Source organism: Eubacteriales bacterium, assembly GCA_041390245.1.
Classification (GTDB): Bacteria; Bacillota; Clostridia; order Christensenellales; family JAWKQI01; genus JAWKQI01.
Genome location: JAWKQI010000003.1, coordinates 144,616 through 168,083 on the forward strand (window position 1 = coordinate 144,616; position 23,468 = coordinate 168,083).

Here is a 23,468-nt window from a genome sequence, read left to right on the forward strand (position 1 = left end):
GGATGGGGTGCTTTTTAAAAATATTGTAAAGGATGTGTTTATAAATGGAAGACAAGATAAAGTTGATAGCTCAAAGAGTTAAAGACTTAAGAGAAGTCGTAGAAGTAAGTGTAGACGATATGGCGAAAGAACTTAACATCTCCAAAGAACTATACTTAGAATATGAAAAAGGGAAACACGATTTTACGTTCAGTATACTTTATTCCATTGCAAATAAACTAGGGGTCGATATCGTAGATTTGATGACGGGCGAAACGCCGCATCTAAAGGTATGTTCAGTTGTCAGAAAAGGCGAAGGACTGCATATGGAACGCAGAAAAGAATATAAATACGAACATCTGGCCTATATATTTAAAAACAAAATCATGGAGCCGTTTTTAGTAACGGTTGAACTTAGTGATGTAGATGCTAGGACACATCAAAATACACATGACGGGCAAGAGTTTAATTATGTCTTAGAGGGAAGCATGAAGCTTTTGATAAAAGACAGTGAAATAATTTTAAACAAAGGAGATGCAGCGTATTACGATGCAAAAACTCCGCATTCGATGGAAGCAATCGGCGGGCGATGCCGGTTTTTATCTGTTATAGCAAAGTAGGGGAGAATCAGCATGTATGTATTTGAGAAGTTTACGGGGCCTAAATGTACTTCGTTAAAGGAGTATGAGGAAACGTTCAAAGTAAATGTGCCGGAGCGTTTTAATTTTGGATTTGACGTTTTAGATGAAGTAGCTAAAAAAGATCCTAATAAGCTTGCGCTTGTATGGACCAATAACAAGGGTGATGAGAAAAATTTTACTTTTGGGGAGATGGCGGCTTTATCTAACAAGGCGGCTAACTATCTACTATCTATCGGGATAAAAAAGGGCGACAAGGTAATGCTTACCTTAAAGCGCCATTATTCTTTCTGGTATACTATGTTAGCTCTTTGTAAAATAGGGGCTATTGTAATACCGGCAACACATCTTTTAACTAAAAAGGACATTATATACCGCGCAAATGCGGCTGGTATAAAGATGATGATATGTGTGGCGGAATCCGAATGCTGTGAGCATATAGAGGCGGCTCAACCAGAATGCCCATCTGTTGAGTTAAAAGCAATAGTAGGCAAAAGGGATAACTGGCTAGATTATCAGGCAGGTGTTGAAGCGGCAAGCGATGTGCTTGATTTAGCAGATGACCAAAAATCTGAAAATGACGATATAATGATACTTTATTTTACTTCTGGCACAAGCGGCATGCCAAAGATGGTGGCCCACTCGTTTACATATCCTTTGGGGCACATCCCGACTGCTGTTTATTGGCATAACTGTGCTCCAGACGGGCTTCATTTAACAGTGGCAGATACTGGATGGGGCAAAGCTGTTTGGGGAAAGCTCTACGGCCAGTGGCTTAACGAAACTGCAGTATTTGTATATGATCACGATAAGTTTATTCCGGATGAAATGTTAAAGGTAATTGAAAAACATAAGATAACAACGTTTTGCGCTCCACCGACTATTTACCGTTATTTTATAAAAGAAGATCTTGATAAATACGATTTATCCTCAATAAAGTATGCAACTACAGCCGGCGAACCACTTAACCCAGAGGTATTTACCAAATTCAAATCCGCAACAGGGCTAGATATAATGGAAGGGTTCGGGCAGACGGAGACAACACTTACAATAGCCAACTTTATTGGCTCAACACCAAGAACAAGTTCAATGGGCAGGCCGTCACCTCTTTACGATATCGATATAGTCAACGACGAAGGCGAGCCATGCAGCCCGGGTGAATCGGGAGAGATAGTAATAAGGACGGATAAAGGCGTTCCGCCAGGGATGTTCCTTGGATATTACCGCGATGAAGAGATGACAAATAATGCATGGCATGATAACATCTACATACCGGAGATGTAGCGTGGAAAGATGAGGACGGATACTATTACTATGTAAGCAGGAAGGACGACGTAATTAAAAGTTCAGGTTACAGGATAGGGCCTTTTGAAGTTGAGAGTGCACTTATGGAGCATCCTGCTGTACTTGAAGTTGCCATAACGGGAGTCCCGCATCCGGAACGCGGACAGGTGGTAAAAGCTACGGTAGTTTTGGCAAAGGGCTATACTCCCTCTGAAGAACTTAAAAAGGAGCTGCAAAACCACGTTAAAAAGGTAACTGCTCCATATAAGTATCCAAGAGTTATAGAGTTTATAGATGAGCTGCCAAAGACTATAAGCGGCAAGGTGCGCCGAGTAGAAATAAGGGAAAAAAGCAACAATTAGCTAAATAAAAAACATGGCCTGCCGACCATGTTTTTTTATTTTAAATTTATCGTTCGTTTATCGGCTCATATTTAGAATGCTTTTTTACATTTTTATATGCAGGCCGGATTATTTTACTTGCATTCATAATCTCTTCAATCCTATGCGCACTCCAGCCGACGATACGTGATATTGCAAAAAGAGGAGTGAAAAGCTCAACAGGTAAGTCTAGCAAGCTATAGGCAAAGCCACTGTAAAAGTCGACGTTGGCGCTGACGCCTTTGTAAATCTGGCGTTTTTCAGCAATGACTTCGGGAGCCAGGCGCTCTACTAATTCGTAAAGTTCAAATTCCTTTTCCAAATTCTTTTCCTTAGAAAGGCTTTCAACAAATTTTTTAAGTATCTTAGATCGGGGGTCTGAAATAGAGTAAACCGCATGGCCGACGCCATAGATAAGGCCTGCTTTATCAAATGCCTTTTTGTCCAATAAATCAGCAAGGTACTGCCTGACTGCTTTTTCATCTGACCAGTCTTTAACGTTTTCCATTAAGTCCTCAAACATTTTAACTACTTTTATATTAGCTCCACCGTGTTTTGGGCCTTTTAGAGAACCTAAAGATGCGGATATTGAAGAATAAGTATCTGTTCCAGACGACGAAACGACGTGAGTTGTAAACGTAGAATTATTTCCGCCGCCATGTTCGGCGTGAAGAACTAAGATAAGGTCTAAGATTTTTGCCTCGAGTTCCGTATACTTACTGTCTTGCCGCAAAGTATATAAGATGTTTTCTGCAGTTGAAAGGTCTGGACTTGGAGCATGGATGAAAAAGCTCTGCCCGTTCATATAATGGCTGTATGCCTGGTAACCGTAGACGGAAAGCAGAGGGAAAAGCGCGATTAACTGCAGGCTTTGGCGAAGTACATTAGGTATTGATATATCATCTGCCTTTGTGTCGTATGAATAAAGCGTTAGTACGCTGCGTGAAAGCGTATTCATCATATCTGGGCTGGGTGCCTTCATTATTATGTCTCTTACAAAGCTGGTTGGAAGCTGCCTATACTCCGCTAATAATTTAATGAAATTTTCAAGTTCTTGTTTTGAAGGAAGTGTACCGAATAACAACAGGTAAGCTGTTTCTTCAAAGCCAAAACGGTTCTCCGATACAAAGCCGCTTACTAAATGTTCTATATCGATACCGCGGTAATAAAGCTTTCCTTCACACGGGATAATCTCATTATCTTGTATTATATAAGAGGATACCTCAGCAATTTCAGTTAGCCCGGCAAGGACGCCTTTACCGTTTACGTCTCTTAATCCGCGTTTTACTTCGTATTTAGTGTAAAGATCCGGGGTAATATTATAGTTATTCATACATGTGTTTGCTAATTCAATAATTTCTGGTTTGATTTCAGACATTTTGTTATACGGCATTTGTTTATCTTCCTTTCTTAAATTATTATAATTGTATTATAATTGTATTTAAAATTTTTTAGAAATAGCTAAAAACGAAATTAAAAATTACAAGAAATATAAAAAAGTTTAAGTTAAATAATATATATTATATAATATATATTTCTTCTACGGCAATAATATATCTATTAACATATTATTAATATTTGAAGCAGATCTAAAATAATATGACGGTAAAAATATTAATATTATATTTAAAATATATGTAATAAAAGAACTTACATATATTTTACCATGAACATGTCTTTTGGCAAATAGAAAATAAGCATTTTATTATAGAGTTTTTTCAAATAAAATGCTAAAAAATGTAGATTTGTTATTTGCGCAGCATATTTAATATCTGGTCCGGAGAGGCATTTTTCGGGAACATATTAAGCGATGAGAAAAGCATCTTAAACTGATCGCGTTTATCCGGGGGAAGTAGCATTTCAAAAAGGTCGAAAGTGTTGCCTTTTTTATTAGCATTTTTATAGTATGATATCTTATCGTAAAGGCGATCCATTTCGTGACGCGCAAAGGACATTTGCTTTAGGGAATTTAACATACCGATAGTCTGCGGTGAAGCATAATTGCACAAAATATTTATGATTGTCGAATACCGTTCGGCTTTTCCCATTTCCACGCTAAATTTATCAAATTTATGAAAATCTTTGTTGTTCAGCATCGCCTGAACATTTAGTAATTTTTCAATGGTACATTTGTCTACCTCATCTACATATGGATAGATTTTACACAGCATATCAAAAAAAGTCTTTTTTAAAAGGCCGTCTTTTAATATCAGAAGCATCAACATATACAATTCGGGTGAAAATTCTATAGCAGGATTATGTATATCTTTTGCATAAATTTTATCATGCTCCGGCTGCTGTTTTTGGTCGTATGCTTTATTTAAAAAAGGAAAGTAAAACATTTTAAAACCTCCACTTAAGTTCTTATCTATCTTAGATTATGCAATTAAAGTTAAAACCGTAACGTAACTTTTAATTTCTTTTTGAATATATATAAGATAAATTGAGTTTTGGAGGAAAGAATATGGCACGTGATTTAAGATCCATGAAAAATGGCGGAGCAAATACATACGGGACAAATACAGATAACAAAAAGGAGAACGATCAGATGAATAAAGATGATTTTAAGACAATACAAGACGCTATATTCAAATATCAGGGTAAAAGCGAAACCGAACTGTTTTCGGAACTGAGTAAAATGGCAGACAAAGAGAAAAAAGAAGGAAGCTTTAATATAGATGCTATCAAAAATTTTGCTAAAACCGCAGGACCTATGCTTAGCCCTGAGCAACGGGAGAAGATGAATGCCATAATAGAGCAATTAAAGTAATTTAAAAATAAATATTATTTGTAAATATTTGAGATATTAAGTATAATCTATAAATATAATGAAGTGGTTTTAGGTGTATTTGTGGCTAACAAAATTATAGATGCTTTAGAAAAAGAATATTGTGGACAAGGGTCTGCGCTAGTATATAAAAGCCCATTTGAACTTTTAGTTGCCGTTATTCTGTCTGCTCAGTGTACTGATGTCAGGGTGAATAAAATTACCAGCGAGCTGTTTAAATGCTATAATACGCCGGAGGCTATGGCAAAAATAAAAAAAGAAGACTTGATACGATATATAAAAAGCTGCGGGTTTTACAATACTAAATCAAGCAGCATAATTGCAGCGAGCAAGTCTATCGTTGAAAATTTCAACGGTGAGGTTCCGCAAACCATGGACGAGCTTTTAACGTTAAACGGCGTTGGAAGGAAAACCGCGAACGTCGTTTTGGCAAATGCTTTTAATAAGGATGCCTTTGCAGTAGATACACATGTATTCAGAGTAACGCACCGCTTGGGGCTTTCTAAAGGGAAGACTCCGGATGCCGTTGAAAAAGATATGACAAAGCTAATACCAAAGGGAAAATGGAAGGATGCACACCACTGGTTAATATGGCACGGAAGGCGGGTATGCAAGGCAAGGAACCCGCTTTGTGAAGACTGCGTATTAAAGACGATGTGCCCGTACAAAAATAAGATGGATGAAAAGAAAAAATGTTTGTAGACAAAGTTAGGATTTTTATAAAGGCCGGCAACGGCGGAGACGGCTGTGTTTCCTTTCACAGGGAAAAATATGTCCCAAACGGAGGACCGGACGGCGGAGACGGCGGCAACGGTGGGAACATAGTTTTTCGTGCATCAAAGGATATGCGGACATTACTTGATTTCAGGTATAAAATAAAGTTTGCTGCGGAAAACGGTATGCCGGGCAAAAAGAGCAATATGCGCGGCCAGTCCGGCGCAGATCTTATTATAGATGTTCCGCCGGGAACTATAGTTAAGGATTATGATACCGGAAAAGTCGTTGCAGATATCAGGACAGATGAAAAGAAGATACTTTTGTATGGCGGGACGGGTGGAAAAGGCAACTCCAGGTTTAAAACCGCTACGAGGCAGGCCCCCAGTTTTTCTACGCCGGGAATTGAGAAAAAAGGGCATTGGGTAATACTTGAGCTTAAGTCCATTGCCGATGTTGGGCTTATTGGTTTTCCGAATGTGGGGAAATCGACATTTTTGTCTATGGCAACTGCAGCAAAGCCGAAGATAGCAAACTACCATTTTACAACTTTAACGCCTAATTTAGGCGTTGCATCTGTAAATAATTTTAGTTTTATAATAGCGGATATACCCGGCCTAATAGAGGGAGCCCATGAAGGAGCAGGCCTAGGGCATGATTTTTTACGCCATATAGAGCGGACAAGGATGCTTTTACATGTAATAGATATATCTGGAATAGAAGGAAGAGATCCAATTAAGGATTATAAGAAGATACGTGAAGAACTTAAACTTTATTCACCTGAGCTTTTAAAGAAGCAGGAAGTGGTTGCCGCTAACAAAACTGACATACCAGGTGCAGAAGATAACCTAAATCGGCTTAGAGAGGCCTTGAAGGAGAAGGGTGTAAAAGTTTTCCCAATATCGTGTGCAACAGGAGAAGGTATTAAGGAATTATTAAGTACCGTTAGCAATATAGTAAAAGAATTGCCGCAAAGTGAAATAATAGGTGACGAGGGCGTTATAGAGGAGTGGAAACTAGATGATGAACTCAGCTTTGACATTGAGGTTTTGGATGGCAGATTCATTGTTACAGGTAATTTGGTAGACCATATATTTAAACGTACAAATCCTAATGATGAGCGCTCCATGAGGCATTTCCAAAAGCTTTTAGTAGATTTTGGGATAATTAAAAAACTTAAAGAAAAAGGCATAAAAAATTCTGACACAGTCCAATTAAATGAAGTAGAATTTGATTTTTATGATTGAGGTAGTATATGAATAGCAGCCAGCGTGCAAAACTTAGGGCAATGGCTAATACCATTGACACGATATTTCAAATAGGGAAAGATAAAATATCGGACAACATGATAGAAATGTTGTCCGATGCACTTGAAGCAAGAGAGCTTATAAAAGGCACTGTATTAAAAACTTCTGGTTTAACTGCAAAGCAGGCAATAGACGAACTATGTTCAAGGCTTGAAGCAGAGCCAATACAGGCTATTGGAAGAAAAGTCGTTATATACCGTGAATCAAAAGAAAACAAGAAAATATTTATTTAGCTTTTGCTGTAGATATGCTTTTTCTATATGAGAAAAATGCCATTATGAAACTAGCGCAGGCTATTATCGGGAAGATTACGTTAAAGCCTACGATATAAGTCCACAGCATAGACACTATGCCGCACAGGATGTATGCGCGGTATTTGTTTGGGCTTAGAGCTTGGCGGCGCAAGTCCTTGGCATGTAGGGCGTCCTGATACAGCATTTCCTTGGCTTTTTCCTGTGCGGTCTGCTCATATGGATACAAGTTGGTTTCTTTCGCCATAGATAAAAATTCATCTATAGGCAGTGCGCTAATTGACAGTTCCGGTATCCTTTCTAAAAACTTCTTGGCATCGTCATCTAATTGCGAGGTAGAAATTATAAAAAGTTCGCTAAACTTTTTTTCCTTTGCTATATTTGCGCTCTTTAATATTTCACTTGCACTTATTTTATTTGTAGGGTGGTTTTTAAACACGAAGATAATTATGTTGTTATCTTCTTTTTTAGCAGTGAAATAACAAAAACTGAATTTAACTTCCGTAATACCAAGTTTTGATAAAATTTTAGATATCAGTTTTTTAAAAGACTTTTCGTCTGATAAAACTATATGTTCTAAAATAGCATCGTTTAAAAGGTTGTCTAGTTCCTTTTCCATAAACTTTGCTATACGTTTGTCTGTAAACAGCTTATAGGTTACAAGTATGGAAGCAGTTATTGAAAGAGACAAAATTAAAGACAGCCACATCTTTCTAAACTTGAATATAAGCAGCATATAGGTCAATATAAATATTAATAAAAAAGCTGAAATAAAGTCTAGAATCCTTGCAACAATCGACTTGTTTTTATAGAATTTTTTTGTACAGTATCTATACACTTCTTTTTCATATTTCATATGTTTAACCTCAAAAAGGATTATTGACAAATAGCTTTGATTTATACCTTTTAAGAGTATTTTAACAAAAAGTATGATATAATATCTGAAAAGGACAGAGGTTTTTAAAAGTGGAGTTTACTGTTCAGATCTACAGTTTTAAAAATTGTGTATCCGCCAATTTTAAAAGAAAAATAGGTATTTTAGGCGGAACATTTAATCCGGTACATGTTGGCCATATCTATATGGCAAGGCGTGCATATCAGGAATTTTCATTGGATAAAGTCATATTCATACCGGTGGGAGACCCTCCGCACAAAAGGGATATAGAAGTTACGGATAAAGAACATAGGTTTACTATGGTAGAAATTGCAGTAGACGGTATTGAAGGCATGGAGGTGTCGCGCGTTGAGGTAGAGCGACAGGGAAGTACATATACGATAGATACGCTTAGCGCACTAAAGCAGCAATCAGATGATGAGTTTTATTATATCATCGGTACGGATACGCTGTTTGAAATTACCACTTGGAAAAGATATGAAGAAGTGCTCAAATTAACGGAATTTATTTGTTTTTCACGGCCAGGATATGAAACTGAAAAGATACTTAGGTATCTGGAATTTTTTAGAGAAGAGTATTCAAAGCACATACATATGTCTGAGTATAGAGGGATTGACGTATCGTCGCATGAAATAAGGAAAAGAGTTAAAATGGGCCTTTCTATTAAAGGACTTGTACCAGATGATGTCGAAACTTATATTAGGGAGAATGGACTTTATATTTTATGAAAACAGACATTATCGAAATTTTAAAACAATATGTAGATGATATACGTCTTGCACATTCCACGAGTACGGCACAAACAGCAGTCATGTTAGCTAAACATTACGGAGCAGATGAAGAAAAAGCATATTTAGCAGGATTGCTTCACGACATTGCAAAGTGCCTTTCAAAAGAGCAGTTACTATCGCTATCTAAAAAATATTCCTATGATTTATCCGAGGTAGAAAAGAAAAATACAAAGCTTTTACATGGGCCTGTAGGTGCCATTATATTAGAAAATGAAATTGGCATAAAAGATGAGGAGATATTATCGGCTGTTGGATGTCACACTACAGGTAAACCTAACATGAGCTTACTCGATAAGATAATATATATAGCCGATTTAATAGAACCATTGAGGAAATTTAAAGGGACAGAGGAGATACGCGAAATCGCTTACAAAGATATCGATTTAGCAGTTCATTTAGCATCTAGACGTGTTTTAGAATATATATTAAAAAAGGATTTAGCGATTCATGAGAATACGGTTTTAGTATATAATGAGTTTATTTCAAAGGAGGATATTTAATGAATCAAGAATTTAGCGGGATGGTTATGGATTTTGCAAGAATATTATCTTCAAAACAGGCAGACGACATAGTCTGCATTAACGTATCCGGCTTAACAATAGTTGCAGACTATTTTCTTATAGCAACTGGCCGCTCTTCGGTACACGTTAAGTCTCTTGCCGACGATTTGGAGGAAACACTTGCAAAACAAGGCATACTCCCAATACGTAAAGAAGGATACAGCGAGGGAAGATGGATAGTTCTTGATTTTGGCGATATACTTGTTCATATTTTTCATAAGGACGAGAGGGAGTTTTACAATATCGAAAGGTTATGGACGGACGGAAACAATATAATGAATTATAGTGATGAAGATAAAGAGTAAGATAAGATATTTAAAATTAACTTAAAAAGGGAACGGCAAAAACGTTCCCTTTTTTGTATCTGTTTTAAATATTTACAGGCTTTGTATACTCATCCAATCGTGAAGATAGCTTGTTATACGCTCTTTTTCTTCGCTTCTGATGTTTTTAGGGTTATATTTAATACCTGTTCCAAATGTCAGTGTATGCTTTTTCTTATCTACATAAATCGGATAAAAAGTAGTACATTTTTTTGCCCGTTTATAATACTGCTCGGCAATTGTAAAAAAGCCTGTATAAAATTCTGCCACTCCGTATTCGGGAAATTGGCTGTTTGGATCATTAATTGTCGGGTTTTCCGGGAAAATCAAGATATTATCTTCAAATTCCATTGCATCGACAGTCAGGCGGATTGTTTTAATGATATCACGGCCGCTGTCACGATATACGGGTATTGGTTCTGTTGAATCCATTATCTTTAACATCAACGGTGCGATATATTTGGGGATTTTTGAAATAAGACGTTTAGGCAAAAAACGAAGGACACGTAAGACCCCGCGTTCGAGTTGGTTGGCTATTTCATCTTTATTGAGCATTTTAGATATGACCCAGGGCCTAAAATAAAAGGGCATATATAGGTTTGTTATCATAGGCCCGTATACTTCTAAATGGTTGCAAACAAACACCACCGGACCGTTTGATACGTTTACGAACTGTTTATTTACTACACGGCAGCGAAGAAATGGCCTTATAAATATCCTTAAAAGCCTATATCCTGCCCGTTTAGTTCCCTTCACAAGTTTATTTTGCAGCCTTTCGTATAAAAGCATATTCGGCTTGCCGCTTTGAGCCTGCTCGTTATATAGTTTCAGCTTTTTTAAATAGTTCTTATCGAGTGGCTGCATAAGAGCGTATATAAGTGCTGACAGTACTGATATCATAGGTATCCATAACATGATAGTATGCATAAAGTTACTTGCGCCAAGGACGGCGTATATCATATCTAGTTTTCCATCCATTATAAATCCGGCGATCGTAAACATAAGAACCATTAAAAGAGAAGAGAGCAGCCATGACCATTCGGTTACTATTTCGGTATTGCGCCTGTATGCAAGTTCGTTCATTTTCCCAAGGCCGAATTCAAGTACCTTTTTCATATCTGAGCCAAGGCTTACTATTATTGAAAGCATACAAGCAAGGCCTATGCACCAAAGAGCATTGGTCAATAAAATAGACGTTAGGCTTATAGACAGTAAGTTCCATGTGGTGATTATAGTAGCTGTAGACCAAAGTACAGCTCCAAGTACGAAAACAGAAGGCTTATCGTATTTATTTATAGAAACATTTCTGTTTAAAAAAACGTAACATATTGCAATCGTTCCGCCCATCAAAGCCATCCACATACATAAATAAAGAAATCCTTGAATAGCACTGGTAAACGGTTGAAATCGCAAATAACATATGTAGGACAATATAGAAATGTTAACTGCCATAAAGACATGCGCCGTCATCTTATTATATATACGGTATGAACTTACATTTAGCATGGAATCATCGGGGGTTAAGTCTGTTTTAGGCACAGGTATTAACGATATGATAAGCTGGCCTAACACAGACAGCAGCGTAGACGCTGCTATTAACCCTAGCATTACATTAAACTCGTATGTTGTAAATACAGGATAAAGAATTATTAACATAAGCGCTGAAAACAAACAGTGAATTGAAAAAAGTATTAGAATACGTTTTATAATACAAGATTTCAAACGGTTTGTTAATATGCTGGTTAACATCTGCCTCAACATAGATATGCCAAGAGCGATTATAAGAAATAGGAACCCTGGTTTGTAAGCAATCGTAGGATATAATATTATAAGTGCTGCATTTAAAAGTATCGCTACTATGAACAATACTACACCAGCTGCTTTAAATTTAAAAGGCATAAAATTATATGCATGTTTACCATATAAACGGGCAAAAACAACCCAGACTTGCCCCATTAAATAAAGCGCCCCTCCAAACACTATATTCTTTAAAAGATATTCGGATAATACCATTGCTATAAAGAGGTTAAAGAGGTCTAGCATTTTCCCAAGCAAGTTGGCGATAATCAGCTGACTTTCAGAACTAATTTTACCAGAAATCCGCAAATTTTAAGCTCCTAAACTTACAATACGATTTAATTATATACCAGTTTATATTTTGGAACAATTATTTATGATATATAAAAAAAGCAAATTTATGATAGAATATATTGAATAACAAGGTATAATTTAAAATATAAGTGGCAATAATATTAGGTTATACATTTTTTTGGAGGACATAAATGAATAGTGAAAAAGAATTTGAATACAGCGTTCAGCTTTTAGCAGACAATTTTAACGAGACAGGAAAGTTAAAACCAGTCTCTTATCTAAAAATGATGCAGTATGTGACTGAATGCCATTTAAAAAAGTTTAATTTAAATATAGATAAGATGGCTTACAATAATCTGGCGTGGGTGTTGGCAACCATAATAGTCGATATAAAAAATCCACCTACAGGCTGTGATATTATAAAAGGAATTACATGGCATTCAGATACAAGCTGGCCTTATTTCCGCCGAGAATTTAAGTTTTTTAACGAAAACGGGCAAGAAGCCTTTAATGCTGTTAGCTTCTCTGTCCTAATTAATTTACAAAAACGTTGTGTGCTTAGGCGCTCAAATGAAATAGATATAGGTCAGGGTAATAAAGAGTTCACCATTAACGATGCAAAACCTGTTTTAAGAGACATAGAAGAATACGATTTTATTGAAAAGCGTAAAGTATATAACAGTTATATAGACATTCTAGGCCATGTAAACAATACATATTATTGTGACTTTGCTTTTGATACACTTACGGAAGACGAAAAATTAAAAGATATAAAAAGAATAAATATAAACTTTAAAAGTGAGCTTAGACAAGGCGATGTCTTTAGCATATATAAAGGCAGAGATGGCAACGTTACCTATTTTAGAGGAATACGTGAAGAAGATGAAAAGAAATCTTTCAGCATAGCTTTTACTTTTGCGTAAGGGTATTTAGGAGGATATGAATAGTACATTTGAATATCAAATGCAGGGCGTTAAGTTTTATTGATAAATGCCATTATAAGTCGTATAATTAAACAGTGTGAAGATGGTAATCAGTAAAGGCAGCCTTTTGAACGTGGACTTTTATCTTGATATTATCATATGCCCTATATCTTGCAGGATATGTAAAAATGGCTATGATTTAAGTCAATAATACTATTGTAAAATACGGGTTACAGCCCGTTTAAAAGATTATATAAAGGTGTAGATTATGATAATATGTATTACTAATAGGTCTATTTGCAAAGGAGATTTTTTAAAGAGAATCGAGGAAATAGCTAAAGCAAAGCCACATGCCATTGTGCTTCGCGAAAAGGATTTGTCTCACGAGGAGTATCAAACCCTTGCTGAAAAATGCAAAAAAATTGTAGATAAGTATAATACGTCATTTATAGTCCACTCTGATTTAGAAGCAGCGAAAAATTTAGGTATTAAGAAGATTCATCTTCCTATGAACATGGTATTTAAGCATCAAAATGAGATTAAAAATTTTGAGACAGTCGGTGTTTCCGTCCATTCAGTTGAAGATGCGAAAATAGCTGAGAAGCTGGGTGCAACTTATTTGATTGCGGGACATATTTTTGTTACAGGTACAAAAAAAGACGTTGCACCAAGGGGAATAAAATTTTTGAAAGATGTTTGCAGCGCCGTTTCTATACCGGTGTTTGCTATAGGCGGGATTACTAAAGAAAATATTGCACAGCTCAGAAAAGTAGGAGCTGCCGGAGGAGGTATAATGTCTGCTATCATGACATGCGATTCTGTTGAAGATACGCTTAAGAAATTTATAAGTGCGTCTAGCATATGTTATGTTGTCGGTGCGGGGTGTTTTTTCAAACACGATTTTAAACCGGAAACAAATGATTATATAATCGCTGCAGATGGCGGTTTTAAATATCTAAGCGAGATAGGAATACATCCAGACCTAATTATCGGGGATTTTGACTCTGTGTCTAAAAAACCAAAACACGATAATATCATAACGCTGAAAGCAGAAAAAGATGATACAGATATGATGCTGGCTTTAAAAGAAGGTCTTGCCAAGGGCTATAAAACGTTTCATATATACGGTGGGACAGGGGACAGGCCGGAGCACACGCTTGCAAATGTTCAGGCACTCGCATACCTTTCAAAAAAAGATGCCAGAGGGTTCTTGTTTGGTGAAAATAGGGTAACTACTGTAATTACTAACGGCGAAATTAACTTTGATGATGATAAAGAAGGCTACATATCAGTTTTTTCGTATTCTGACAAATCTAGAGGCGTTAACTTAAGCGGGCTTAAATATGAACTAAAAGATAAAACTATTTTAAACGATATGCCAATTGGCGTAAGCAATGAATTCATAGGCAAAAAAAGCAAGATTTCAGTTGAAAACGGTACTATACTTGTAATCTGGGGCACAGATAGCGATGCCTGATTTTAAAGCAGCTATTTTTGACCTGGATGGAACGATACTAGATTCAATGTGGCTGTGGGATAAAATAGATGTAGATTTTTTTGCTAAACGCGACATAACGATCACTGATGATTACTCAAAGGAGATAAGCGCTAAAAGTTTTAGAGAGACGGCCGAATACACAATCAGGTATTTCCATTTAGATGAAACGGCAGAAGATGTAATGGATGAATGGGCTAATATGGCTATTTATGAGTACACTCATAATGTGAGGCTAAAGCCATATGCAAAGGATTATCTGCTTTTCTTAAAGAAAGAAGGCATTAAATTAGGAGCTGCAACAAGTTTAACCAAGGCATTATACGAAGTGGCACTTAAAAACAACGGAATACTTGATTTATTCGATGCGATAACCTCGGCTGACGAAGTAAAACGCGGTAAAGAATTCCCAGATATCTATATACTTGCAGCTAAGAAGATAGATACTATGCCTAAAGACTGTATAGTATATGACGACATTTTAAATGCCATTGCTGCGATAAAAAGTGCAGGCATGAAAGCGTGCGGGGTTTACGATAAACTGTCTAGGCAGGATATAGATCTTATGAAAAAAATTTCAGATATGTTTATTTACAGCTTTGAAGAGCTTTTGAATAATTAGTTTTAAGTGAAACAGGAAACATTTGCTTTTCTGTTTTTTTTTGAGTGAATCATATTATAAAGTCTTGACATTGGCCAAATTATTCCCTATAATACCATACAAAGGGAATGATAAGGAGTATTTATGAACGAGAAATATTATACTGTGGATCAAATATCAAACATGCTAAACTTGCATCCAAAAACTATTAGGCGGTATATCAGGGAAGGAAAATTGAGGGCAAACAAGGTGGGGAAAAGCTGGCTTGTTACAGGGCATGATCTAAGTATATTTACAGAAGGCAGCAATGTTTCAAAAAGAACGGAGGCTAAGACATATAGGATAAAGATATCGGCCGTGGCAGATATAGACGTTTACGATATGGATGAGGCTATGGACTTAGTTAATATGCTAACAGCATCTTTGAATTGCAAGCCTGCGGAATATGGAATGTCTACTATGAGCGCTCAATTTATAGAGACGGAATCAAAAGTCAGGATAATGCTTTACGGGAATGTTAAATTTATTGAAGCGATGATGGGATTTATAGCTGCTTATAATGAAAAAGGTGAAGGAGAATGAAAATAAAAAATATAAATGATATATTAATAGCCGTAATAGAAAAAAATGAAATGATAAACGGCATACAAGATATTCTAGATATAATGGCGACGGCACAATATAATGATTGCACCGGTATAGCTGTTTATAAGGAAAGCTTAGGAGAAAAATTCTTCGAGTTAAGGACGGGATACGCAGGGGAGATTCTCCAAAAATTTTCAAACTATAATATGAAAATAGCGATCATAGGTGATTTTAGCGTTTATAAAAGCAAAAGCTTAAAAGATTTTATCTATGAAAGCAACAAGGGCAACAGGGTATTTTTCAAAAGCAACTTAGAAGAGGGATTAAATGCATTTTAGAATGTTTTTATAATACGGTTGGTTATACTTTAAATTAAGGCTTAAAAATTTGGCTGTAAAAGTATATGGACGGGCACCAATTTTTGCATTCATTAATACAATAAATTAGAAAATAATTAAAAATAGGAGGCACCTGGTTTATGCTACCTAAAAAAGAATTGCAAGAACTTGCCCGTGTGCTCAAAGTAATGCCCGAATATACCGGCATGGTACAGCAAAGAAAGAAAATAATGTCTGACCAAAGGCTTAACAGAATGATGATAAGCTTCGAAAGGGAATACATATGGCTTTTAAACGCTAATTTGCCAGATGAAGACAAGGCGGCCAGGTTCAAAAAGCTATATTTAAATTATAAGGACTTCCTTAAACAAGAGGAAGTTACAAGCTTTATTGAAGCGACTCATAAATATCAAAAGACTATTTCAGAGTGCATACACTATTTAAACGTATTGCTTGATGTAAGCAATTCAGGAAGAGTATATTAAAAATTTTTCAGTTTACAAAAGAAACAACTACATTACTGATATAAATAAAATGCCCTGCCAGTTAAACGGCAGGGTTTTTTATTTTAAACATTGTTTTTTAAAAGGGCGATGCTATGTTTTCAGCAGCTTCATCGATTTTTGAATCGGCATTTTCTTTTGGCCAATGCAAAATACCCGTTGATATAACCGTGCCTCCTTTTGAGTCGCATAGCTTTTTCATTTGTTTTATAGATCTGTTACCGCCAGTCCAATTATTTGCAAGCGTTTTCGTTACAAAACAAGCAACTTTTTTACCGTTTAAAGGCTCTATCTGATTTAAATAAGCATTAAGCACAGGTGAGATGGAAAAACCTCTTACAGGGGCACCGAAACAGACTGCATCATACGAAGCTAATTTTGGAGGAGAATCTAGTTCGAAGTCTCTTCTTTGGGGATCTTCTTTACCTACCACATTTATTTTTTCCAAGGTAACTGAATGGCCCTTTTCATTTAGTTTTTCTTTCAGCTTTTCAGCCAAGGTGTAAGTGTGCCCTGTTAGAGAATGTACAATTATACCTACATTCATAAAATAAACCCTCCTATCAAAATATATATTTATTATAGCATATCACTTAAATGTATAAAATTTAAAAAAACGCCGACAGAAAAAATATCCATCGACGTTTAAGTTTAGAGCGGGATCCCTAAATTTGTGGTTTATCAGAGCTTGAAGTTAGCTGCATTTTCACCTGTTTTACTACTGTATCGTCAGCCATTGCCGCTGGTTGATAGAAACCTTTAGTCTGAGCAATTTTATAAAGCTCATACTGTGAAGTTTCATCGTTATTTCTGATCTGCTGAATAGTTGACCTAAGCTGTAGATTTGCACATTCAGATATAACCTGAGCATAACTAGCAAGGCTACTTTTCATCATTGCTAATGCGTCGTTTACCATAACTTTTTCTTGCATATTATACCTCCTAACCTAAAAAAGACAGCAATTGCTGTTTAGTTTTTTGAGCATCCTGTGCAGACTTTTGAAAAAATGCTTTTATCTGTGGATCAACGGATTGCTGTGCATAATCCTGCATTTTTTGGTAAGCCGTATCGTGCGCTCCGATAAGGTGCCTTAAACTCTGAAGTTCCATTTGATTTAATTGTGACATAAAATAAGCTCCTTTCATGTTTTTCACATAATTATTATCTTCAACTTTAAATTTAATTATGCAAAAATATCACTGCCGATAATATTTGATAGAAATTAATTATATATATATAAAAGAGAGATAAACCGTAATATTAAAAGATATTTTAAATATTTTGAGATTAAAATTAAAAATTAAGTATTTTTAGAATAATATGCTTTATTAATATAAAAAATATATAATAGAAATTTTAGAAAAAAGGTTTTAAAATTTTTATGTCGAATTATTTTGTTAAAGCTATTGCAAAGTTAGAATTAGCAATGCTATCTTATGTACATACATTTAAATAAAATGTTTTTATTATAAGGGCTTTAAATTTTCAAGGACCCTTATATATTGATGTGCCTATTAGTTTATGGCTTGTTTAAAGATTTGGGGAATGACATAGGTAAGGAGAAAAAGCATGGATTATGATGTTATAGTAATAGGTGCTGGACTCTCGGGTTTATCAGCAGCCAGTTTGCTGGCGAAAAGGGGCTTAAAGGTAATAGTTGTAGAACAATCTTTTAAGCCGGGAGGCTCCTGCGGGACATTTAAAAGGCAGGGGGCAATGTTTGATACTGGGGCGGCAATGCTTTTTGGTTTCGGAGATAAAGGTTTTAATGTACATAGGTTTTTATATAATGTCTTAGAAGAGCCAATTAACGTAATAAAACATGATTTGCTTTTTAGCATATATTATAAAGGCAATAAAATAGAATTTTTTTCAGATATAGATAAGCTTATAAAAGAACTGACGAAGGCCTTTCCAAAAGAAGAAGATAATATAAGAAGATTTTACTCAGATATGTTAAAGATATATGATAAGGTTGTTGCGAAAAAACCAGTTTTTACAACGCCGGATCAAGTAAGCAAAATAAGCAAAACATTCAAATTAATTAAACATCCAATATCATACACAAAGCTTTTATCATTTATGAATTTAAGCACCAAGGACCTTCTTAACAGATACTTTGCAAATCCAGATATATTGAATTTATTTAACAAGCTAACTTTATTATTCTATCATACAACCATAGAAGAGCTGCCGGCAGCTTTAGTTGTAATGTTTATAGGCAATCAAGCAGAAGGGAGTTATTATCCTGCCCGGTCTACGGTGTTCCTGTCGGGTATACTTGAAAAGGCGATCGAAGAAAACGATGGAGAGATACTCTATAACAGGCGCGTTAATAAGATAATTATTGAAGAGAACAAAGCCAAAGGAGTTAAATTAAATACCGGTAAGATATTAAATTCTGATAATATAATATACTCAGGTACAATATGGAATTTATACGAAAAATTAATAGACGACTCGCTTATTGCGCCGGATAAGAAAAAACGTGTTTTAAACATGAAGGGCACGAACTCCAGCGCCATTTTATATGCACTGGTCAAAAAGGAAGTAATACCAAAAGATACAACACCTATAACTCTTTTTACAGAAGATGGCTCTAAAATAGATGAGAATGAAATTACAGTTTATATTCCTAGTATTGACGATAAAACTTTATGTGATGAAAAACATCACATTATTATGGCTATAGCGCCGACTTTTAGGAAGTGGCCCGCATATTTAAAAGGTTACCATTCGTCTGCAACATATAAAACTATGAAAGGCGAAGAAAAAGACAGGCTAATGAAAATGCTTGAAATAAGGTACCCGGGGTTTATAGACGGAACTGTTTTTAGTGAGCTTTCAACCCCGCTCACTATGGAGCACTATACATTGAAAAATAACGGCAGTATAGCAGGGCCAACGCAGTCAATAGGGCAGCATATGCTAAAAAGGTTACACACAAAATCCGAGTTTAACGGGCTTTATTGCTGTGGGGAGTCTACAGTCATGGGGACGGGGGCATCTTCCGTAACGGTTTCAGGCGTAGCTGCCGCTAATGCCATATTAAAAGAGAAAAAGCTTTCTGAATTTAAAAATTCAAAGAAATTTGAAAATTATGTGCGTGAATGCAAACCGCCATTTTTAAATAATGTTAAAGGGGAGGGGAAAAGTCCTGAAAAAGCTTTGCAGTTAAAGGCAAAAAACTGTCAGTATTGTGAAGAACCGTATTGTATGAATGAATGCCCGCTGGATATAAGAGGCATAAACCGAAAGATCACTGTTGGAAATTTTCTGGGTGCATATAAAATCGTATATGATTCCAGATATACTAAACGGGAATTATTAAATGCTAAAGAACATTGCATATTAAATCAAGACGATAAGATTTTAGTAGATATTACAGATATAGTTGATGGTTTAAAGAATCTTTACAAGGGTGAGGTATAGTTTATTTTAGTAATTTAATAAAGGAGACAATCAAATGAGGGAAAAGGGTATTGGAGTAATATATAAGCTTATTAATACTATCGCATTTATTTCAGTAATCGTAGTAAACGTTTTAGCTGAAACTCTACCTATTAATGGTGTTACTAATGGGCAAATTGCTGAACTGTATCCCAATCTTTTTACTCCACCGGGATGGACATTTTCTGTTTGGGGTGTGATTTATTCATTGCTTGCCTTATTCATTCTCTATCAATGGGGTGTTTTTAAGGGTAAAAGCGGGTATAATAAGGTAATTCTTAAACGCATCAGCCCATATTTTATCATTTCTTCATTGGCTAATGTAGCATGGATATATAGCTGGCATTATAACATGATAGCGCTATCAGTAGTTATGATGATCGTTATTTTCTTCTCACTGATGCTGATATATACTATTTTAAACGAATATAGGCTTACCAAAAAAGAAAAGGTTTTTATAAAATTGCCAATTAGCTTTTATTACGCGTGGATAACTATTGCGGCAATTGCAAATGTTACTGTTTTATTAGTAAGCTTAGGATTTGACGGACTAGGTATATCCGAAGAAGTGTGGATGGCGATGATACTGGCTGCAGGAATGATAATCGGAGTTGTAACGACGATAAAAGAAAGGGACGTAGCCTACGGTTTAGTTATATTATGGGCATATATCGGGATATTCATTAAACATGTTTCTCCAAGTGGTTTTGATTCAGCATATGCAGGTATAGTTATATATTTAGCTATTGCTATAGTAGTGATATTAATATCAGTTTTAATAGCTGCTGTAAAATCGAAAAAAGAATTAAAGCCGAAAAGTTAAGATAAAATAAAAATAAGAAAGCGTCTGCGCTTTCTTATTTTTATATTTAAATTATTGATAAAATTTAGTATAATCTTATCAATATAAAAACTAAGGAAAGCATCTGAATTGAAATTAAAAAAAATAATTGAGCTTAAAGATATTCCAGAAGAATTTATTGGTACCCCAATAGAGAGTTTAATTAAATATCAAAATTTTTCTATGCCGTTTAAAGAATACAGCGCGGCACAACTGCTTATAGCGATGTGTATGGACAATAGAAAACAGTTAAAAATACCCGAGAATTTTGCATTTATAATCAGAACGGGCGGTGCCAACTTAAGGTACAGTGAATTTAAAGTGTCTTATGCTATTGCAATCGGGAAAGTAAATTATATCGTTTTAATTGCGCATAATCAGTGTGGCATGGTGAACTTAGCATCTAAAATGTCTTTATTTATAAATGGCTTAAGTAGATTGGAAAATTGGGATGAAGACAAAGCAAAAGAACATTTTTTTAATTATGCACCTATTTATGAAATAGAGAATGAAATTGAATTTGTAGTAAACGAAAGCAGAAGGCTTTCGGAAAAATATAAAGGCGTAATGGTAGTGCCGCTTTATTATACCTTGGAAGATAACAGATTAAACTTAATAGTTGAATAACAAAGCTAAAACTCTCTATTTTGTCCCTATTAATCATATAGTTATATAAAAATAGGATTGGGGGCAATTAAATGAGAATAATTTTATCAAACAGAGCAAAGAAATTTTGCTGGGTTCTTTTTAGCATATTTATGCTGATATTGATTTTAATAAACGTAATCGGAGGCCTTTTTAACTGTAAATATATAAGCGTTATTGCGGCTGTAGGAGAGGTTAATACTTATGAGGTGAGAAGCCAGCTTTTGATGGACGCAATTAAAAACTTAGGAGTTTGTAAACCGCAAGAGGCGGCCGATATTTGGGCCAGCGGCCTTAAACTTAAAAGCGCTGCCATACAATACTCTGTTATGGGCGAGAAACTCAAAGATGAGTATGCAAGCCAGCTCGATGAAAGCGCCCAAAACTGGGCAACCGGTATTTCCAGCCCGTGGGTAGACAGTTATGAAATAGTAAATACTAAAATACCGGCTAATGACAAGTATATTTTTGAAATAAGTTTTTCACTTGCTACCTCTGCCGGCCCTTCAGGGGATTACAATGCAGTACTTACGGTGGAAAAAAAAGGCGATTACTGGTATATTACAAAGATCGAGGCGGATGAGGATCTTTATCCTTATACGCGTTTTAAAGTTTAGTGTTTATAAAACAAAGTTAAGTGAGGTTTTAATATGGCTGATAATAAACTGGATTATAAAAAGGAATATAAGGACTTATATCTGCCAAAGGAAAAACCAATGTTTATTAAAATCCCGCCTATTAATTTTATAATGGTAGATGGGAAGGGGGCGCCTGAGGGAGAAGAATATCAAAGTGCTCTTCAAATTCTATATTCGCTTAGCTTCACTATCAAAATGGCAAAGGGGAGTAATCGCCCTGATGGATATTTTGAGTATGTAGTGCCTCCGCTTGAAGGCCTGTGGTGGGTAAAGGGAGATGATTTTTATTCAGCATCAAGATCTGAATGGCTTTGGACTTCTATGATAAGGCAGCCGGAATTTGTAACGGACAGTGTCTTTGAATGGGCGATTAACGAAAGTTTAAAGAAAAAACCTGGGCTGGAAGTAAAAAGAGCCAGGCTTCAAAGTTTTGACGAGGGGACATGCGTCCAGATAATGCATATAGGATCTTACAGCGATGAAAAACGCTCTATCGATAAAATTCTTAAATATATCGATGAAAGCGGATTTGTTAACTTGACGGGGAGCGTACATAAGCACCATGAAATATATTTATCCGATCCTAAAAAAACACAGGCGGACAAATTAAAGACGGTGATACGCCTTCCTGTGAAAGTTAAATGAGCAGGCAATATAAAGATTGAAATTTTTATAAAAATATTGACATAAATACATATTTTATTTATAATGATTGAATCAAGATTCAGCCATTATATTTAATTGAGGTGGATTATGGCGAGAACACAAGAGCAAAATAAAAAGATAAAGGAAGACAGAAAGGCGCAGATATTAAAGGAAGCGCTGCATCAGTTTTCCACTAAGGGCCTGTTTGCAACCAAAATCAGTGATATCGCAGAAGCTGTTGGAATGTCGCAAGGCCTTATGTACCACTATTATAAATCTAAAGAAGAGGTTTATACAGAACTTGTAAACAACGCACTCGATAAGTTAAACGAGGCGGTGTTTGCTCTTAGGAAAATGCCAATTCCAGCACATGAAAAGATAAGCAGAACTATCGAGGGCTTGCTATATACAATGGAAACGAGCGACGATTTTATACAGACCTGCAGGCTTATAGCGCAGGCGACAAACTCAACCGCAATACCTAATGAAGCAAAGAAACTGATAGAGGAAAAAAGGGATATACCGTATAAGGAGATAGCAAAGATAATCACAGTTGGGCAAAGTGAAGGCACTATAGTAGAAGCGGACCCTAATGAATTATCACTAATATTCTGGAGTTTTTTAAATGGGCTGTCTATTTATAAAGACGCCTCAAAAAAAGAGGTTAAGATGCCTGATGCAAAAGTGGTTATTAATATGTTTTTAAAAGAGAATTACGATATATAAAATAAAGGCAGATTAATGCAATCAATATAAATAGGTTTTTTGCCATATTATTAAAGGATATGAGAAGGGCAAAAAC

27 protein-coding genes and 1 pseudogene are annotated in these 23,468 nt (G+C 35.7%); 21 read left to right on the forward strand and 7 right to left on the reverse strand.

The window, feature by feature from the left end; translation table 11 throughout:
* Window positions 1-44 precede the first annotated feature (44 nt).
* Both R2876_05040 and R2876_05045 read left to right on the forward strand, forming a co-directional pair.
* Complete coding sequence (locus tag R2876_05040) at window positions 45-599, forward strand: cupin domain-containing protein (protein ID MEZ4357978.1); 555 nt, start codon at window positions 45-47, stop codon at window positions 597-599.
* A 12-nt stretch (window positions 600-611) separates the two neighbouring features.
* A pseudogene (locus R2876_05045) lies at window positions 612-2,263 on the forward strand (AMP-binding protein).
* Window positions 2,264-2,309: 46 nt separating this feature from the next.
* On the opposite strand, the gene R2876_05050 reads toward R2876_05045, so the two are convergent.
* Together R2876_05050 and R2876_05055 are read right to left on the reverse strand one after the other, a co-directional pair.
* Window positions 2,310-3,674 (reverse strand): citrate/2-methylcitrate synthase, encoded by a 1,365-nt coding sequence (locus tag R2876_05050; GenBank protein ID MEZ4357979.1) that lies wholly within the window; start codon window positions 3,672-3,674, stop codon window positions 2,310-2,312.
* Between the two features lie 355 nt (window positions 3,675-4,029).
* Window positions 4,030-4,623: a hypothetical protein gene (locus tag R2876_05055; protein MEZ4357980.1), complete on the reverse strand. Its 594-nt coding sequence runs from the start codon at window positions 4,621-4,623 to the stop codon at window positions 4,030-4,032.
* Window positions 4,624-4,745: 122 nt separating this feature from the next.
* Here R2876_05055 and R2876_05060 point away from each other — a divergent pair, with 122 nt between their 5' ends.
* The 4 genes from R2876_05060 (at window position 4,746) to R2876_05075 (ending at window position 7,323) form a co-directional block, all read left to right on the forward strand.
* Window positions 4,746-5,051, forward strand: a complete 306-nt coding sequence (locus R2876_05060; protein ID MEZ4357981.1) for a hypothetical protein — start codon at window positions 4,746-4,748, stop codon at window positions 5,049-5,051.
* An 81-nt stretch (window positions 5,052-5,132) separates the two neighbouring features.
* A complete protein-coding gene (nth, locus tag R2876_05065; protein ID MEZ4357982.1) occupies window positions 5,133-5,771 on the forward strand; it encodes an endonuclease III in 639 nt (212 codons plus the stop codon).
* Window positions 5,762-7,030 (forward strand): GTPase ObgE, encoded by a 1,269-nt coding sequence (obgE, locus tag R2876_05070; protein ID MEZ4357983.1) that lies wholly within the window; start codon window positions 5,762-5,764, stop codon window positions 7,028-7,030. The genes nth and obgE overlap by 10 nt, the downstream gene beginning before the upstream one ends.
* 8 nt (window positions 7,031-7,038) lie before the next feature.
* Window positions 7,039-7,323 carry a YhbY family RNA-binding protein gene (locus R2876_05075; GenBank protein MEZ4357984.1) on the forward strand — a complete coding sequence of 95 codons (285 nt, stop codon included), beginning with the start codon at window positions 7,039-7,041 and terminating at the stop codon, window positions 7,321-7,323.
* Here R2876_05075 and R2876_05080 read toward each other — a convergent pair.
* Window positions 7,316-8,197 carry a hypothetical protein gene (locus R2876_05080; GenBank protein MEZ4357985.1) on the reverse strand — a complete coding sequence of 294 codons (882 nt, stop codon included), beginning with the start codon at window positions 8,195-8,197 and terminating at the stop codon, window positions 7,316-7,318. The genes R2876_05075 and R2876_05080 overlap by 8 nt on opposite strands.
* A 110-nt stretch (window positions 8,198-8,307) precedes the next feature.
* On the opposite strand from R2876_05080, the gene nadD reads away from it, so the two are divergent.
* From nadD to rsfS, 3 genes are read left to right on the forward strand one after another with little or no spacing between them, the layout of a single operon-like run.
* Window positions 8,308-8,964 carry a nicotinate-nucleotide adenylyltransferase gene (nadD, locus tag R2876_05085; GenBank protein ID MEZ4357986.1) on the forward strand — a complete coding sequence of 219 codons (657 nt, stop codon included), beginning with the start codon at window positions 8,308-8,310 and terminating at the stop codon, window positions 8,962-8,964.
* Entirely contained in the window at window positions 8,961-9,527 is a 567-nt protein-coding gene (yqeK, locus tag R2876_05090; protein MEZ4357987.1) for a bis(5'-nucleosyl)-tetraphosphatase (symmetrical) YqeK, read from the forward strand. The genes nadD and yqeK overlap by 4 nt, the downstream gene beginning before the upstream one ends.
* The gene (gene rsfS, locus R2876_05095) at window positions 9,527-9,892 is read left to right on the forward strand and encodes a ribosome silencing factor (protein ID MEZ4357988.1); all 366 of its coding nucleotides are present in this window, start codon (window positions 9,527-9,529) and stop codon (window positions 9,890-9,892) included. Before yqeK ends, rsfS begins: the two co-directional genes overlap by 1 nt.
* A gap of 72 nt (window positions 9,893-9,964) precedes the next feature.
* On the opposite strand, the gene R2876_05100 is transcribed toward rsfS, so the two are convergent.
* Window positions 9,965-12,016, reverse strand: a complete 2,052-nt coding sequence (locus tag R2876_05100) for a hypothetical protein (protein ID MEZ4357989.1) — start codon at window positions 12,014-12,016, stop codon at window positions 9,965-9,967.
* Between the two features lie 176 nt (window positions 12,017-12,192).
* On the opposite strand from R2876_05100, the gene R2876_05105 reads away from it, so the two are divergent.
* The 6 genes from R2876_05105 (at window position 12,193) to R2876_05130 (ending at window position 16,428) form a co-directional block, all read left to right on the forward strand.
* Window positions 12,193-12,924 (forward strand): thioesterase, encoded by a 732-nt coding sequence (locus R2876_05105; protein ID MEZ4357990.1) that lies wholly within the window; start codon window positions 12,193-12,195, stop codon window positions 12,922-12,924.
* Between the two features lie 268 nt (window positions 12,925-13,192).
* Window positions 13,193-14,401 (forward strand): thiamine diphosphokinase, encoded by a 1,209-nt coding sequence (locus R2876_05110; GenBank protein MEZ4357991.1) that lies wholly within the window; start codon window positions 13,193-13,195, stop codon window positions 14,399-14,401.
* Window positions 14,394-15,041: an HAD family phosphatase gene (locus R2876_05115; GenBank protein ID MEZ4357992.1), complete on the forward strand. Its 648-nt coding sequence runs from the start codon at window positions 14,394-14,396 to the stop codon at window positions 15,039-15,041. Before R2876_05110 ends, R2876_05115 begins: the two co-directional genes overlap by 8 nt.
* A gap of 123 nt (window positions 15,042-15,164) precedes the next feature.
* Window positions 15,165-15,602 (forward strand): helix-turn-helix domain-containing protein, encoded by a 438-nt coding sequence (locus R2876_05120; GenBank protein MEZ4357993.1) that lies wholly within the window; start codon window positions 15,165-15,167, stop codon window positions 15,600-15,602.
* Window positions 15,599-15,943, forward strand: coding sequence for a DUF4180 domain-containing protein (locus tag R2876_05125; protein MEZ4357994.1), 345 nt, complete (start codon window positions 15,599-15,601; stop codon window positions 15,941-15,943). Before R2876_05120 ends, R2876_05125 begins: the two co-directional genes overlap by 4 nt.
* 140 nt (window positions 15,944-16,083) lie before the next feature.
* Window positions 16,084-16,428, forward strand: coding sequence for a YlbF family regulator (locus R2876_05130; GenBank protein ID MEZ4357995.1), 345 nt, complete (start codon window positions 16,084-16,086; stop codon window positions 16,426-16,428).
* 97 nt (window positions 16,429-16,525) lie between these two features.
* Here the strand turns inward: R2876_05130 and R2876_05135 are convergent, their stop codons facing one another.
* The 3 genes from R2876_05135 to R2876_05145 form a co-directional block, all read right to left on the reverse strand.
* Window positions 16,526-16,993 (reverse strand): flavodoxin domain-containing protein, encoded by a 468-nt coding sequence (locus R2876_05135; protein MEZ4357996.1) that lies wholly within the window; start codon window positions 16,991-16,993, stop codon window positions 16,526-16,528.
* Window positions 16,994-17,111: 118 nt separating this feature from the next.
* Complete coding sequence (locus R2876_05140) at window positions 17,112-17,378, reverse strand: spore coat protein (GenBank protein MEZ4357997.1); 267 nt, start codon at window positions 17,376-17,378, stop codon at window positions 17,112-17,114.
* A 10-nt stretch (window positions 17,379-17,388) separates the two neighbouring features.
* On the reverse strand, window positions 17,389-17,574 hold the full coding sequence (locus R2876_05145; protein ID MEZ4357998.1) for a hypothetical protein: 186 nt from the start codon (window positions 17,572-17,574) through the stop codon (window positions 17,389-17,391).
* Window positions 17,575-18,016: 442 nt separating this feature from the next.
* On the opposite strand from R2876_05145, the gene R2876_05150 reads away from it, so the two are divergent.
* From R2876_05150 to R2876_05175, 6 genes are all read left to right on the forward strand, one after another.
* Window positions 18,017-19,879, forward strand: coding sequence for an FAD-dependent oxidoreductase (locus tag R2876_05150; GenBank protein ID MEZ4357999.1), 1,863 nt, complete (start codon window positions 18,017-18,019; stop codon window positions 19,877-19,879).
* Between the two features lie 34 nt (window positions 19,880-19,913).
* Window positions 19,914-20,720: a tryptophan-rich sensory protein gene (locus tag R2876_05155; GenBank protein ID MEZ4358000.1), complete on the forward strand. Its 807-nt coding sequence runs from the start codon at window positions 19,914-19,916 to the stop codon at window positions 20,718-20,720.
* A gap of 108 nt (window positions 20,721-20,828) precedes the next feature.
* Complete coding sequence (locus R2876_05160) at window positions 20,829-21,365, forward strand: carbonic anhydrase (protein MEZ4358001.1); 537 nt, start codon at window positions 20,829-20,831, stop codon at window positions 21,363-21,365.
* A 71-nt stretch (window positions 21,366-21,436) separates the two neighbouring features.
* Window positions 21,437-22,000, forward strand: coding sequence for a hypothetical protein (locus R2876_05165; GenBank protein MEZ4358002.1), 564 nt, complete (start codon window positions 21,437-21,439; stop codon window positions 21,998-22,000).
* 33 nt (window positions 22,001-22,033) lie between these two features.
* Window positions 22,034-22,666: a GyrI-like domain-containing protein gene (locus R2876_05170; GenBank protein MEZ4358003.1), complete on the forward strand. Its 633-nt coding sequence runs from the start codon at window positions 22,034-22,036 to the stop codon at window positions 22,664-22,666.
* A 108-nt stretch (window positions 22,667-22,774) separates the two neighbouring features.
* Window positions 22,775-23,392, forward strand: a complete 618-nt coding sequence (locus tag R2876_05175) for a TetR/AcrR family transcriptional regulator (protein MEZ4358004.1) — start codon at window positions 22,775-22,777, stop codon at window positions 23,390-23,392.
* The last annotated feature ends 76 nt before the right edge of the window (window positions 23,393-23,468 follow it).